A 14722-nucleotide genomic window follows, 5' to 3' on the forward strand; every position below is an offset into this window, starting at 1 on the left:
ATGGATTCCCTGCTCACCCTCATCTTTGAACCGGGCTTCTTTAGCAGCGAACCGGTGCATACCGCGATGGTAGTCGGCGGCGGCGCCGCAGTCGTGTCCGGCGTAATTGGCGTATTCACCGTCATGAGGAGCCAGTCCTTCGCCGGCCACGCGCTGGCCGATGTGAGCAGCGCGGGCGGTGCTGCGTCGTTCCTGCTCGGCATCAACCCGTTGCTGGGATTTCTCATCATGGCGGTCATGGCAGCGGGCGGCATGGAACTGGTGCGGGTGCGCCGCGCCCGTGAGCGCGATCTTGTGACCGGCGTCGTGCTGGGCGCGGGGCTTGGCCTTGCCGCGCTGTTTCTTTACCTCGACGTGACATCGAAAAGCACGACTGGAGCGGCGATCACCGTCATGTTCGGATCAATGTTCGCCATTCCGGCATCGATCATTCCGCTCGCACTGGCGGTGGGCACGGGGGCGTTGATTGCCGCGGGCGTGCTTTATCGTCCCTTGCTGCTCAGCTCCGTTGACCCAGAGCTGGCTGCGGTCATGGGCGTGCGGGTACGGACGGTCGGACTCCTGCACCTGCTGGTATTGGCGCTGGCCGTTTCCCTATCAGCTATTACGGTCGGCGCCATCCTGTCGACCGCACTCCTGATAGGTCCGGCGGCGATCGCCTTGAGGGCGGCAAAGCGGCCAGGCTGGGCCACGGGTCTGTCCGCGTTAATCGGCTTGGGCACGACCTGGGGTGGCATCCTCCTCGCGTACGACAGCTACTACTGGACACCCGGGCACGGCTGGCCAGTGAGCTTCTTCGTGGTGACGCTTATCTTCGCCCTGTATGTCATCACAGGTCGCGCCGGACCTGCACGGAAGCCCCCAACGGGCGCGCGGATCGCCCTGAACGCCCGTGAACCGGGTGAGGCCTGACCATGTTCTCCAGCTTCATGACCAACACGTGGATCGTGGCGAGCATCGTGGCAGCAGTCGCCGGATTCATCGGTTTCTTCGTGGTGATTCGAGGCGCCTCGTTCGCCGCGCACGCCTTGCCGCTCGGCACCTTTCCGGGTGCTGCAGCGGCAAGCCTGCTCGGTATCAATCCGCTCTTCGGCCTGATCGTCTTCGCTGGTCTCGGCGTGATCGGAATCAGTTGGCTGAGCCGGCGCGGAAGACACGAAGTCGCAACCGCCCTGTGCCTCGTCACGCTGCTAGGCTTCGGGGCGCTGTTCCTGAGCATGACGAGCGAGTATTCACAAGCGGTCTATGCCCTTCTCTTCGGCGAAGTACTGGGCGTGAGCAACACCGATCTCGCGCCGGTTGCCGCGATCAGCGGGTTCTCGATTGCGGTTGCGGTTGTGCTCTTCCGGCCACTCCTGCTCAGTTCGGTATCGCCCGATCTGGCGAAGGCGAGAGGCGTATCGAGCCGCGCGATGGAACTTGCGTTCATGAGCATCCTGGCGCTTGCGACGGCAATGGCGCTCCCGGTAGTGGGCGCGCTGCTAGTGTTCAGCCTGATGATTGGACCCGCGGCTGCGGCCCGCTCGCTGACTGACCGGCCGATTCTTGCGATATGCGTGTCGGTTGGAATTTCGCTCGTCACGGTGTGGACATCGATTGCCCTCTCCTATGTCTCCAACTGGCCAGTCGGTTTCTTCGTTGGCATGCTTGGGGCCGCCTGTTACGGAGTGGGGCAGGTGTGGACCCGGGCACGAGCCTTCGCGCGCCATCACGACGAACGGCCGGCCTCGGAGGCACCAGTCGGCTCACTGACGGGACCGCCAACCGGCGTGAAGCCGAGCGCATGAGACTTGGCCTCGATCGCGGCAAGCGACGTGCGGTCCTCGTCGAATGTGAGGGCCAGGCTTTCCTGGCCGTAGCTAACGTTGATGTCGGACACGCCTGGCAGCCGCTTCATCGCGTTCTCGATCTTCAATGCACAAGACGCGCAGTCCGTGCCCCCGACGCGCAGTTTCAGCGGCAGAGAAGAGTTGGGTCTGTTGCAATAGCGGAGGCTGGCATGCTGCGGGACCTAACAGAATGATGTGAACGGCAATGAAGGCGCTGAGTCCGGCGGTAGCCGAAGTGCTGAAGCGGTTGCACTATCCGCTCGAGATAATGTTGGTGCGCGTACGTTGGTACGTGGCCTACCCGCTGAGCTTGCACAATCTCGAGGAGATGATGGCCGAACGCGGGATCGCGGTCGATCATTCGACCGTGCATTGGTGGGCCATCAAGCTTCTGCCAGTGCTTGAAAAGGCGTTCCGCCGCTGCAAGCGTCCGGTCGGCAAGAGCTGGCGGATGGACGAAACCTATGTGAAGGTCCGCGGCACATGGAAGTATCTCTACCGCGCCGTCGACAAGGCAGGCAACACGGTCGACTTTTTGCTGCGAGCCAAGCGGGACAAGGAAGCGGCCCGACGGTACTTCGAGAAGGCCATCGATCAGAATGGCGCGCCCGAAACCGTAACCATCGACAAGAGCGGTGCCAATCTGGCCGGGCTGAACGCCGTGAACGCCGGGCGTGAGACGCCCATCAAGATCCGTCAGGCCAAGTATCTCAACAATATCGTGGAACAAGACCATCGGGCGATCAAGCGCCGTACCCGACCCATGTTGGGATTCAAGGATTTTCGCTGTGCCCGCATCTTGTTGAGTGGCATTGAACTCATGCCTATGATCTCCAAGGGGCAGACGGTGCGGCGGGGTCGCGGGTCTGATGTCAGTCTGCTGAGTGACCTGGACGGAGCGGTGTGCAATGGGTCGCAGCAATAGCGCTGGCAAAATTTCGCGCTATTATTTCTGGATTGGGGGCCAGTAGAGGACAAACATGGATGCGTCTTCAGACAGTACCGATCGCCCATGGAGCGTGTCGCTGATTCAGACCAAGATGCTCCCGCCCCGTCTTCCGTCTGGCTGCGTGCAACGATCCGTGTTGCTTAAGTGGTTGCGTAAGCAGCCGGTTCGCAGCATCACCGTCGTGACCGCCCCGGCGGGGTTCGGCAAGACGACATTGCTTGCTGGTTGGTGTGAAGCGCTGTCGCAGCGAAAGCATGTTGTTGCATGGCTCAGCCTCGACGCAGAAGACGATGATCCGCAGCAGTTCTGCGCTTACCTGGTGGCCGCATTCGCCAGGGCCTCGGCGGAAATTGCCTCGCAAGCGCAACAGATCCTTAATAACGATCCGCTGACTCCTATCAGAACGGTCATTTCACTACTCCTGAACGGGATCGCTGCATCCGGCAGGCGCGTTTTCCTCGTGCTGGATGACGCCGACCGTCTGACTGCGAAACCAGTTCTTGCGATTACTTCCCGTCTGCTTCGCTATGCCCCCGAGAACATGCATATCCTGCTCGGGGTGCGAGGTGAACCGGCCTTGATAGTTGGTCAGTTTCGAGCTCCAGAGGAACTGGTTCGTATTGATGTCGACGATCTCCGTTTTTCGATCGCCGATGCGCAGGCATTTTTTGACCGGACAGGCACCGTGCCGCTTGACCGGAACAGTGTTGAGTTGCTGAACGAGGCAACGGAGGGGTGGGTCGCTGGCTTGCAACTTGCTGCTCTTGCGCTACGCGATGTGGGCGATGCGGCCAAGGTCGCCGGTGCGCTGGTCGGAGTCAGCTCCGGAATCGATTCGTACCTGAACGATACCGTGCTCGCACATCTGCCGCTCCATATGCTGAAGTTTCTGCTGTACACGTCGATTCTTGAACGACTCGCCCCTGAGTTGTGCGATGCCATCATGGGCAAGGGAAGTGGAAGCGGGGGCGAGCTCGACTGGCTCGAGCGGCACAGCGTGTTCATCCGGCCGCTGGATGAAACACGGCACTGGTACCGCTATCATGCGCTCCTGTCCGACGCACTTCGTCGGCGCCTTCTTCGCCAGATGCCGCAACACGTCCCGTTGCTGCACCGTCGTGCGTCCCAATGGTTTGCAGGAGCACGTCTTTGGCCCGAGGCAGTCAGACATGCCTTGGCTGCAGGCGAACTCGAGCAGGCGGCACAGTGGGTTGAAAACTGTGCGACGGAGATGCTCGAGCGCGGTGAGTTGAACACGTTGCTAGGATGGATCGGAAAACTGCCACCGGATGTCATCCAGAGACGGCTTCGTTTGCGCCTTACGAAAGCATGGGCGCTCGTGTTCTCGATTCAGCCGGACGCCGCCTCGAGGGAGGTTGCTGCTGTTACCAACGAATTCTTTCGGGGGCGTCGCAAGGATACCCGCATGGTAGAGGAAGCGGCATTGGCGGAGATCAACGCGGTCAGCGCACTGATCGCCACTATGGTAGAGGACAGCGAGCGGGCACTCGAACTGGGCCATGCTGCTCAAACCTCAGTGGCGCCTACGGCGCCTTGGGTGCAGCGCTGCGCGCAATACGCGCAACTCTTCGGCTTGATGCACCGGGGCAGGTTCGACCAGATACGTGAAATACGCGACGCCGTCGGCGAGCGAGTTGAACAGGGTCAGGAGCCCGACTACTCGGATATGTTTCGGCGCTCGTCGTTCGGTGTTGCTGCATTTGTGCATGGCGAGCTGTCTGAATCAAGGCGAATTTTTGAGGCGATGTTCCACCGCATCGAAAAAGCATGGGGCCACTCGTCATCCTGCGCGACCTGGGCGGCCAGTTGCCTTGCTGCGATCTACTATGAGTGCGACGAACTGCCTGAAGCGCGGAGGATGATCGCGGGCCGCACGACCGCTGCACTGGAAACCTCGCCGCTAACTGGTTTGATGCGCCATATACTGTCTGCAGCACGCTTGCTGTGGCGCGACGGGGAGATGGGTTCGGCGCTGGCTATTCTCGAAGACGGTCGACAGGCCGCCGTAACCCGACACTGGCTACGTCTGAAGTTGGCGCTGGATGCCGAAACGGTAAGATTGCTCCTTGTAGAAGGCAACGTTGCTCAAGCGAGGCAGATCGCCGACGAGCTGAGCAAGAGCGTGCCAATGATGTGCGAAGGGCGGGCTGGGTGCGCGGTAGACACCTGGACAAGCTATTGTCTCCTGCAGGCTCGCGTACTGATCGCCGGGGATCGTGCAGATGAAGCCGTCACGCTTCTCACACCTTTGCTTGATACTCTGGCTGCTACGGGCAGGCGCTATTCGGAGGCTGTGGTTTCCTTGCTGTTCTCATGCGCGCTCGCGCAATGTGGAGCGTTCGAAAAGGCGCTTGGTGCGCTCGAACGAGCGCTACGGCTCGGAAGGCAGAGCGGCATGATTAACAGCTTCGTGGATGAGGGGCCACCCGTGCGCGCGTTGCTACAGCAATTTCGCTTGGCTTCAGCGAATGTTCCTACGGCAGAAACGGCGTATGTCGACAGGCTGCTTACAGCTTTTGATGCCTTCGGCAATTCATCGGCTGCGTCGCCCGCGCATGTTGAGGCCGTGCCGCTGTCACCGGATGTTCTTAGTGCGAGGGAGTTTGAGGTACTCGAGTGCGTTGCCCGCGGTCTTTCGAACAAGGAAATCGGCCGGTCGTTGAAACTGGCACCCGAGACGGTCAAGTGGCATTTGAAAAATATCTTCGAAAAGCTCGACGTAAATTCGCGAATTGACGCCGTACAGAGAGTTTTTGGACATGGGGTAGGAGAGCGCCGCGCGGCCATGTAGTGGCGAGCCATATGCAATAGCCCTCACCAGATCCGGCGCGGACATCCCCAGATCGCCTGGACTTTTTTCTCAGATCACAAGCGCAGCCGCTTCCGCCAGCGCCTTCTCCTTGCGCTGCAATTCCTTCTCAAGCTGCTGGATGCGCTTCTTGTCATCTTTCGACTGATGACGCTGCTCGCGCGCCTGCTCGGCAGCATTCGCGTCGGCCGCCTGGCAAGCAGCCCGCCACGCCGCAATCTGTTCGGGATAAAGACCTTTGCGGCGGCAATACTCGGCCAACTCCGCTGCGTTGAGCGGCGCGGTTTCCAGCACTACCGCAAACTTGTCTTCCGAAGACCATCCTTCGGGATTCTTCCCATCGCCCGGCACTGCGACTCCTTGTCCAGCGCCGAAACCAGCGCATTTTCTGGCGGCATCATGCGGCGCACTAACGCTTCTTTTCTTTCTGCTGAGTAGGCTTTCATTCATCCTTTTGCGACAGCAACGCTGTTCATGTCGCCCCCCCCCCCGGCGTCAGAATAGATACTGTGGTCCCCGTCAAGCATTTTGTAGTTCGGGATCGAAGCACTTGCCTGACCTGATAACACCGAATGCGACGTGAACGAGCTTGCGCAGCATCGACGCGGAATCGACGATCCCGGACAAGTAGCGTCCAGGGGTCTGCGTGTTACTTCTTGAATGTCCCGAGCAGTTCGGTGTGCGCCACGACATGGCCTTGCATCGCCTTTTCCAACGCCGCCTTTGTGGGCTTGTGAAGATCGGGCAGCACGGTGTCGAGCGCGTAGAGCTTATGGAAATACCGATGACGGCCAGTGGGCGGGCATGGGCCGCCATACGTGGTGCGATGGAAGTCGTTGGTGCCTTCAAGTGTGCCTGCCGGAAGCGCGCCCGAAGTGACGCCCTCCTGAACACCAGGAGCCGTCGTCGGGATGTTGTAAAGCACCCAGTGGACCCATGTCATCCGTGGCGCGGCGGGGTCGGGCGCGTCGGGGTCGTCGACGATCAGCACGAGGCTTTTCGCGTTGGCGGGTACCCCGGACCACGAGAGCGGTGGGGAGACGTCCGCGCCCGTGCAGGTGTAGCGCCGAGGAATCTCGCTTCCTTCGTGGAAAGCTTGTGAGGTGAGGGTGAAGGCCATGGTGCGCTCCTCGGCGTCAGCCCGCGCCGCCAGCTAGTGCTTGCGATGCATCCAGCTCATATGATGTGTGTCGAGCCACTGACTCAGGCTCTCTCCCGGGTGATCGCGCCTGTAGCGCCTAGACAAGGCCGATGCAACGACAACGAGAACCACAAGGCCAACCCAAAAACTGATCATTGATTGAGTCATGGCAGCCTCCTTGGGGAATGCGACGATCCCTGAATTGTAGTCATTGGCGGCCGAACTGGCTCAACTCGAGAAGGCGGGTTACAGCCCGAACGGCTACGTCGACGATCCTCCCAATCTCCAGCGTGCCGAAACCCGTTTTTGCGTGATCGCCACCGCATCTGTTGCAGTGCGGCACTCCCCAATCGACCCAATATGCGGGACGAGCCTGGATTGCCGCGCCGCTGCGCTGCCCCTACCATCGCCAGATAGTTGCACCAAAGCCCCGCAAAGGCACTCTCTAGCTGACGAAGGGCAGCTTCTCGTCGCGCGCAGTCGCGAGCATCGACAGCGTGATCTTTCGCACCTCGAGCTTGCTTTGCGTAATGTGAGCGCGCAGCAGGATGGCAGCCTCGCCAAACTTGCCGCGATCGATGAGATGGAGCATCGCCGAATGCTCGTCGTACGTCGCGCTCGTGCGATGCGCCTTGAGAAAATCGAGCCGCCGCACGATGCGGATGCGCTCGGTCACTTCGTTGTGCACGCGCAGCATCTCATTGTTGCCGGCAGCACTCACGAGGCCGCGGTGAAAGCCCTCGTCGAGCACGAACATCGTGGCCGGACGGCTTTCGCGTTCCCGTTCGTCAACGCACCATACGGCTCGCAACGCATCCATCGCATCGTGTGGGGCACCCGAGAGCCGCTCGAGCGCCGCCAGTTCGAGAACGATGCGCAGGTCATACAACTGGTCGAGTTGATTGAAGTCGATATCGCAGACTTTCCAGCCGCGCCGGAACCCCACCTCCAGATAGCCTTCGCGCGCGAGACGGAACAGCGCATCGCGCATCGGCGTGCGCGACACGCCGTGGTGTTGGGCAATGTCGTTTTCGGAAAAGCGGTCGCCGGGAAACAGTCGAAAACTGAAGATGTCCTGCTTGATGAGCTGATACACCTGCTCGGCAAGGGGGTTTGCGCTATAGGTCACCTTCGTGCCAGATGCTGCGGGTGCTTCGGCGGCGGCTTCGGTCAAGTCGTCCATGAGTCAGGTATCGATAACGTCGAGAGTGGTGCGGCGCGTCGGTGCAATGGTGGGCGACGGGGGCCAGCTCCCCATTATCCGCCCTTAAACGGGCTCGATGAGGCTCACGTGCGCCGCCACGATCGTCCAGCCGCCGAACATATCGTTCGCCTCATGCAGCCGCGCCCAGGTCTGCATCTGGCGGCCCGTCAAAGGCGTGGTGTCGCTCGTGAACTCAGTGCTCACCGTCGCGTAGTCGCCGCCAAACGTCGTGACCACGGTGCGGTGCAACCGCCGCGAGCGGGGCACCGGCACGCAGGTTTCCCGCCAGCGGAGGATCGCGTCGCCACCATGCTGGATTTCGGCGATGCCATAGCGCACCGTTTCGGGTGCGTCCCAGAACAGGGCGTTCATCGTCTCGACGTCGTTGTCGACGAGCGCTCGCTCGTAAGCCTCGAAAGCTGCCGCGACCTGCGCGACGATCTCGGGCCGGTTCACTTCCATCGTCATCAGTCTGCCCCCAGCAGGGCGTCGAGTGGAGCGGTCCAGCCGACGATGCCGCCCTGCGAATGAATCATTGCAATCGTCGCTTCACGAAACGCCGGTATGTAGCTTGCCGTCGCGTCCTCGACCAGCAGACACTCGTAGCCCCGATCGTTGGCCTCGCGCATCGAAGTCTGCACGCAGACCTCGGTCGTCACGCCCGCGAACACGAGATGCGTGATGCCTCGTATCGACAGTTCCTCGCCGAGCTGCGTTGCGTAGAAAGCGCCTTTGCCGGGCTTGTCGATGACGAGTTCTCCGTCGATCGGCGCGAGCGTGTCGATGATCGCGTTGCCGGGCTCGCCGCGCACGAGGATGCGGCCCATCGGTCCTGCGTCGCCAATGCGCGCATCTGGCATGCCGCGCATGCGTTTGGCCGGGGGGCAGTCGGAGAGGTCGGGTGTATGCGATTCGCGGGTGTGCACGACCTGCCATCCCGCCGAGCGCGCATGCGCGAGCAGCCGCGCGACGGTCGGCACGATGCCTGAAAGCAGCGATACGTCGTTGCCGAGCGCTTGGCCAAAGCCACCCGGCTCGATGAAGTCGCGCTGCATGTCGATCACGATGAGCGCCGTATAACGCGCGTCGAACGTGAACGGCGCGGGCTTTGCGCTGGCGATGGTTGTCATCGCGACATTTCTCCGTTTGCGTTGTGTATCGTTCGCGCGCCGCTCAGGCGCTTGCGTGCAGCTCGGCCGGCTCAGCCGTCTGCGGCCTGCCTTCGTCGCCATGGCCCGCCATGTGACGCCCAAGCACCACTCGATCCGCCTCGTTTGCTGCAGTCTCGTAGACGAGGCGTCCCTCGGCCATCACCACGATCCGGTCGGCAAGCTCCAGCAGTTCGTCGAGATCTTCGCTGACGAGCAGCACGGCCGCACCGGCATCGCGCGCCGCGAGAATGCGGGCGTGGATGTCCGCGACGGAAGCAAAGTCGAGTCCGAACACAGGATTCGCGACGATCAGCACGTTCACTGCGTGCCCAAGCTCGCGAGCCAGCACGGCGCGCTGTACGTTGCCGCCCGACAGCGCGCCGATGGCGCGCTCGGGCAGCGGAGGCCGCACGTCGAATTCGGCGATCAGCCGCTCGGCGCGCGAGCGCATGGCGCGACGATCGAGCCACCATCCGCCGCGCCGCAGCGGCGCGCGGTCGAAATCCCGCAGCGCCATATTCTCGGCCACGCTCATGCCTGCCACGCAAGCATTGCGCAGCGGCTCCTCGGGAAGGGCGAACACGCGCATGCGTGTCATCTCTACGCGCGTCGCGGCATAGGGCGAACCTTCCACGGCCATCGCGCCCGACTGGGCCTTGCGCTGCCCGACGAGCGCTTCGATCAGTTCCTTCTGACCGTTGCCGGAGACGCCCGCAAGCCCGAGGATCTCGCCCGCGCGCACGCTCAGCGACGCCTCGCGCACGGCAGCGTGCCCACGCTCGTCGACGACCGAAAGGCTCGATAGCGAGAGCCGCACCGGAGCGTCGGGCGAGTTCGGCCGGCGCGCAAGCCTGAACTCATCGGTGTCTTCAGCGGCGCCCTCACGCGTTTGCACGCTTGCGTCGCTGCCCATCATCCAGGCGGCCAGCCGGTCGCGGTCGGTGTCGGCCACCGCGCAGGTGCCGACGAAGCGGCCCTTGCGCAATACCGTGACGTTGTCCGAATAGGCCATTACCTCGCGGAACTTGTGAGTGATCATCAGCACCGTGAGGTCACCGCGCGAGGCAAGCGTGCGCATGAGGCCGAGCACTTCGTCGGCTTCCTGCGGGGTGAGCACGGAGGTGGGCTCGTCGAGAATCAGGAAGCGCTGCTCCAGATACAACTGCTTGAGAATTTCCAGCTTCTGCTTTTCTCCCGCCGCGAGTGACGAGACCGGCGCATCGAGTTCGAGGCGAAACGGCATGCGGCGCATGAAGGCGTCGAGCGCGTTGCGCTCGGCCGCCCAGTCGATCTTCCATGACAGGTTGCCGCGCGCAAGGAGCAGGTTCTCCTCGACGCTGAGCCCCGCCGCGAGTGTGAAATGCTGATAGACCATGCCGATGCCGAGCGCTTGCGCATCGCGCGGGGATGCGATGCGCACCTCGCTTCCATCGGCCACAATCGTGCCGTGATCGAGCGGGCCGTAGCCCACGAGCCCCTTCACGAGCGTGCTCTTGCCTGCTCCATTTTCGCCGAGCAGCGCGTGAACCGTCCCGGGTGCAACTCTGATCGAAACGTCATCGAGTGCGCGGAACGTCCCGAACGACTTGCTCGCGCCGATCACCTCGACGCCGAGCGCGCGTGTCGCGGTGATCATGGTCACTGCTCCAGGGCAGCGACGAGCGCCGCCGAACTGGACACCGTGCCGAACACGCCGCCCTGCATCAGGACCATGTTCAGCGCAGCGTCATGGTTGCCCTTATCGGTCGCGCCGCAGCAGTCCGCGAGCAACGTGCATTCGAAGCCGCGGTCGTTTGCTTCGCGCATCGTCGTGTGGACGCACACATCCGTCGTGATGCCCGTGAGCACGAGATTCGCAATGCCGCGCGTGCGCAGGATCAGTTCGAGGTCCGTCGCGCAGAATGAGCCTTTGCCAGGCTTGTCGATGATGATTTCGCCCGGCAGCGGGGCGAGTTCGTCGATGATTTCCCAGCCCGGCTCGCCGCGCACGAGTATCCGGCCGCACGGTCCCATGTCACCGATGCCGAGACCGTTCGTGCCCGCCTGACGGCTGCGCCAGCGCTTGTTCGCCGGCAGATCGGACAGATCCGGCCGATGCCCTTCACGGGTGTGGATGATCGTGAAGCCGAGTTCGCGCATCGGCCCCAAAACGCGCTTGATCGGCTCGATCGGGGCGCGCGTGAGCGAGAGGTCGTAGCCCATCTTGTCGACGTAGCCGCCGTAACCGCAGAAGTCGGTCTGCATGTCGATGATGACGAGCGCCGTGTTGTCGGGGCGCAGGTTCCCGTCGTAGGGCCAGGAATAGGGACGGGCTTCGATGGTACGGGTCATGTTGATTCTCCGGTCGCGCGCTACGCGAGCGCGGGCGATTCTGGATTCGGTCGGTCGGAAGCTGTCCGCGCTCAGCGCGTCAGGCTCAGCTCGCCGGGTGCGCCCGCCAGCGTGCGGTCCGGCCTGCAGTTGATGATCATGAGCGCGAGCGTCAGCACGTAAGGGGCGGCGTTGAAGAGGTAATAGCCGCTGGTCACGCCGATTGCCTGCAGGGCGGGGCCAAGCGCTCCGGCAGCGCCAAACAGCAGCGCAGCCCAAAGACAGCGCAGCGGTTGCCAGCGTGCGAAGATCACGAGGGCGACGGCCATCAGGCCTTGCCCGCTCGAAAGTCCCTCGTTCCAGCTGCCGGGATAGACGAGCGAAAGATAGGAACCGCCCACGCCCGCGAAAAAACCACCCACCGCCGTCGCGATGACGCGTATCCGCGTAACGGGATAGCCCATTGCACGCGCGCTCTCGGCGTTCTCGCCGACGAGCCGCAGCGTCATGCCCCAGCGCATCGAGCGCAGTCCCCACTGCAAAGCGACGGCAAGCACGATGCCAATCACGAAGAGCAGATTGATATGCAGCGCGTTGTGCACTTGCTGCGAGGCGGCCCACGCGCCGAGATCGATCGACGGGAGTATCGCTGCCTGCGGCTCGATGAACGGCTTGCCAAGATAGAACGCCAGGCCGGTGCCGAACAGCATGAGCGCGATGCCGAACGCGATATCGGAAACACGCGGCAGCGAGCAGACCAGCCCATGCAGGCAGCCGAGCACCAGACCGGCCGCCGCCGCCGCGAGCACGCCGATCCACGGCGAACCCGAGAGATACGAGCCCGCATAGCCGCACATGGCGCCGGAGACCAGGATGCCTTCGAGACCAAGATTCACGCGGCCGCCTTTCTCGGTGAGGCACTCGCCGAGGCTCACGAACAGATAGGGCGTACTCACGCGAATGGCCCCCGCAAAGAGCGAAATCAGCAGTACCGCAGCGGGCGAATGAAGGTCAGACATGGCGGGTACGCTCCAGTGAAGCAGACGAGGTGTCGAGCGCGACGGCCTGAAGTTTCACGCGCCAGGCGGCAAGACGGGGAGCAAGTGCCTCCCAGGCCAACAGGTTCGCGAAAAGCAGCCCTTGAAGCACGAGCGTGGCGGCGTCGGGCAGCTCGAGGTGTCGTTGCAGCAGACTGCCGCTCGCCTCGATGCCGCCGACCATCAGCGCGCACGCGATCACGGCGAACGGATTCTGGCGTGCCGCGAACGCGACAAGGATGCCCGCATAGCCGTAGCCCGAGAGCAGCGATGCATTCGCGCTGCCTTGCACGGCCGCAACTTCGAACATTCCGGCAAGTCCCGCCGATGCGCCGCCTAGCGCGCAGGCGGTGAGCGCGAGCGCGCCCACGGGCAGGCCGACGAGGCGCGCCGTGTGCACGTTGCCACCCGTTACGCGCATGGCGAAGCCGAGCGTGCTTTGGCGCACGAGCACCCAGGCAGCGAGACACGCGAGCACGCCCCAGAAGAGGCCCCAGTGCACGTCGAGTCCCGGCAGCGAGCCGATGGTCATGGCGTCGGGGAGGGGCAGCGTCGACGGTTTGTTGAGACTGGCGGGATCGCGCAGCGGCCCTTCGACGAGAAACTTGAAAACGGCGATGGCGATATACGACATCAGCAGGCTGCTGATGGTCTCGTTGACACCACGCCATTGACGCATCGCGCCCACTGCGCTGATCCACAGGCCCCCCGCGAGCATGCCTGCAATCGCCATCAGCGGCGTCGCGACGATCCACGGCGTAGCATGCGGCAGGCACTGCGGCACGACGGCGGCCGCGAGCCCGCCCAGCGCGAGCGCGCCTTCGCCGCCAATCACGATCAGGCCGACTTGGGCAGGCAGCGCGACGCACAGAGCCGTAAGCATGAGCGGTGCGGCGCGCAGCAAGGTGTTCTGCCATGCGAACGACGAGCCGAACGCACCTTCGCCAATGAGACCAAGGGCCTGGATGGCCGGCTGTCCCTGCACGAGCAGGAAGATGCCGAAGATCGCCAGAGTTGCCACGATTGCACATACTGTCGGCAACGCAGGCAACAGGGCAAGCAGCAGGCGCGCGAGGCTTGCAGGCAGCCTTCGCGACGGCCCGTGAGCGGGAGAAAGGGATGCGGACATCAGGACTCCTGGCGAGGACGCTTACAGTCCTCAGATCTGGCCAACCACACCGGCAACCAGATAATTCATGCTTTCGAGCGCGATATCGGTCTGTGCGTAGCTCGTGCCGGCCGCAATGGCGCTGCCGCCCTTGTTGTCCTTCATCGGTCCCTTGAAGATGACGTAGTCGCCCGCGACCATCTTCGCCTTCACGGTGTCGGCTTGCGTGCGGGCATCGGGTGTCACCTTCGCGCCATACGGAGACATCTTCACGAAGCCTTCGCGCAGACCGCCGCGAAGAATGTTCGGCTGCGGCTTGCCCGTCTGCGCGTTTGTGACGAGCAGCTTGTAGGGCGTCGCCCAGTCCCATTCGGCGCCCGTCAGATAGCCCTTCGGCGCCAGCGCCGCCTGGCTTGCGTGGTAACCGCAGCTCATCGCGCCGCGTTTCTCGGCTGTCTCGATCACGACCTTGGGTCCGTCCACGTGACACGTGAGCACGTCGCAGCCCTGATCGACGAGGCTGTTGGCGGCCTCCGCCTCCTTCACCGGCATCGACCAGTCGCCCGTGAAAATCACGTGCGTGGCGATCGACGGATCCACCGACTGCGCGCCCAGCGTGAATGAGTTGATGTTGCGCAGCACCTGCGGAATAGGCTTGGCCGCGACGAAGCCCAGCTTCTTCGTCTTGCTCGCATGGCCTGCCACGACGCCGTTCAGATACTGGCATTCGTCGATATAGCCGAAGTAGCTGGAGATGTTGGCCGGATTGCCGCTCTTCCAGAGACCGCCGCAGTGGGCGAAGCGAACCTTCGGATATTTGGCTGCCATTTTCAGCACATGGGGATCGAAGTAGCCGAACGAGGTCGCGAAAATGAGCGTCGCACCGTCCTGCTCGATCATCGCCTCCATGGTCTTTTGGGCGGCGACGGTCTCGGGCACGTTTTCTTCCTCGACGACCTTCACGTTCGGCAGCTTCTTGATGACAGCCGCAGCTTGCGCTTGTGCCTGGTTGTAGCCGTAATCGCCGCGCGAACCGACGTAGATGACGCCGACCGTAAGCGGCTCGGCACCGAAAGCGAGGTCGAATGGGAGCGCGCTGCCGAGGGCGAGGGCGCCAGCGCCCTTGAGAAAATCGCGACGGTTTGTCATGGTTGGACTCCTCG

The 14722-nt window shown here is 62.9% G+C and carries 14 protein-coding genes and 1 pseudogene; 4 read left to right on the forward strand and 11 right to left on the reverse strand.

Annotation, left to right across the window (positions count from 1 at the left end; genetic code table 11):
• Nucleotides 1–912: a metal ABC transporter permease gene (locus F6X40_RS30830; protein ID WP_184071860.1), complete on the forward strand. Its 912-nt coding sequence runs from the start codon at nt 1–3 to the stop codon at nt 910–912.
• Between the two features lie 2 nt (nt 913–914).
• The gene (locus tag F6X40_RS30835) at nt 915–1787 is read left to right on the forward strand and encodes a metal ABC transporter permease (RefSeq protein WP_260336598.1); all 873 of its coding nucleotides are present in this window, start codon (nt 915–917) and stop codon (nt 1785–1787) included.
• Here F6X40_RS30835 and F6X40_RS30840 read toward each other — a convergent pair.
• Nucleotides 1709–1897, reverse strand: a complete 189-nt coding sequence (locus tag F6X40_RS30840; protein ID WP_262421603.1) for a hypothetical protein — start codon at nt 1895–1897, stop codon at nt 1709–1711. The genes F6X40_RS30835 and F6X40_RS30840 overlap by 79 nt on opposite strands.
• Before the next feature lie 137 nt (nt 1898–2034).
• On the opposite strand from F6X40_RS30840, the gene F6X40_RS30845 reads away from it, so the two are divergent.
• On the forward strand, nt 2035–2754 hold the full coding sequence (locus F6X40_RS30845; RefSeq protein ID WP_187630425.1) for an IS6 family transposase: 720 nt from the start codon (nt 2035–2037) through the stop codon (nt 2752–2754).
• A 55-nt stretch (nt 2755–2809) separates the two neighbouring features.
• The gene (locus F6X40_RS30850) at nt 2810–5590 is read left to right on the forward strand and encodes a LuxR C-terminal-related transcriptional regulator (RefSeq protein WP_187630426.1); all 2781 of its coding nucleotides are present in this window, start codon (nt 2810–2812) and stop codon (nt 5588–5590) included.
• Between the two features lie 230 nt (nt 5591–5820).
• On the opposite strand, the pseudogene F6X40_RS43645 reads toward F6X40_RS30850, so the two are convergent.
• The 10 genes and pseudogenes from F6X40_RS43645 to F6X40_RS30900 form a co-directional block, all read right to left on the reverse strand.
• Nucleotides 5821–6054 (reverse strand): annotated as a pseudogene (locus F6X40_RS43645) (IS3 family transposase); the annotation flags it as partial.
• 203 nt (nt 6055–6257) lie between these two features.
• Complete coding sequence (locus F6X40_RS30860; RefSeq protein WP_187630428.1) at nt 6258–6728, reverse strand: YbhB/YbcL family Raf kinase inhibitor-like protein; 471 nt, start codon at nt 6726–6728, stop codon at nt 6258–6260.
• 466 nt (nt 6729–7194) lie between these two features.
• A complete protein-coding gene (locus tag F6X40_RS30865; RefSeq protein WP_260330550.1) occupies nt 7195–7932 on the reverse strand; it encodes a GntR family transcriptional regulator in 738 nt (245 codons plus the stop codon).
• Nucleotides 7933–8016: 84 nt separating this feature from the next.
• Nucleotides 8017–8415: an oxalurate catabolism protein HpxZ gene (gene hpxZ, locus F6X40_RS30870; protein WP_090811898.1), complete on the reverse strand. Its 399-nt coding sequence runs from the start codon at nt 8413–8415 to the stop codon at nt 8017–8019.
• 5 nt (nt 8416–8420) lie between these two features.
• Nucleotides 8421–9083, reverse strand: coding sequence for a cysteine hydrolase family protein (locus F6X40_RS30875; RefSeq protein ID WP_187630429.1), 663 nt, complete (start codon nt 9081–9083; stop codon nt 8421–8423).
• Nucleotides 9084–9126: 43 nt separating this feature from the next.
• Entirely contained in the window at nt 9127–10740 is a 1614-nt protein-coding gene (locus F6X40_RS30880) for an ABC transporter ATP-binding protein (RefSeq protein ID WP_187630430.1), read from the reverse strand.
• Between the two features lie 2 nt (nt 10741–10742).
• Nucleotides 10743–11435: a cysteine hydrolase family protein gene (locus tag F6X40_RS30885; protein ID WP_090811211.1), complete on the reverse strand. Its 693-nt coding sequence runs from the start codon at nt 11433–11435 to the stop codon at nt 10743–10745.
• Between the two features lie 71 nt (nt 11436–11506).
• On the reverse strand, nt 11507–12433 hold the full coding sequence (locus tag F6X40_RS30890) for an ABC transporter permease (protein WP_187630431.1): 927 nt from the start codon (nt 12431–12433) through the stop codon (nt 11507–11509).
• Entirely contained in the window at nt 12426–13580 is a 1155-nt protein-coding gene (locus tag F6X40_RS30895; RefSeq protein WP_187630432.1) for an ABC transporter permease, read from the reverse strand. Before F6X40_RS30895 ends, F6X40_RS30890 begins: the two co-directional genes overlap by 8 nt.
• Before the next feature lie 30 nt (nt 13581–13610).
• Nucleotides 13611–14708 carry a BMP family ABC transporter substrate-binding protein gene (locus F6X40_RS30900; protein WP_187630433.1) on the reverse strand — a complete coding sequence of 366 codons (1098 nt, stop codon included), beginning with the start codon at nt 14706–14708 and terminating at the stop codon, nt 13611–13613.
• Between the last annotated feature and the right edge of the window lie 14 nt (nt 14709–14722).

The organism is Paraburkholderia sp. UCT31, assembly GCF_014397655.1.
Taxonomy (GTDB): domain Bacteria; phylum Pseudomonadota; class Gammaproteobacteria; order Burkholderiales; family Burkholderiaceae; genus Paraburkholderia; species Paraburkholderia tuberum.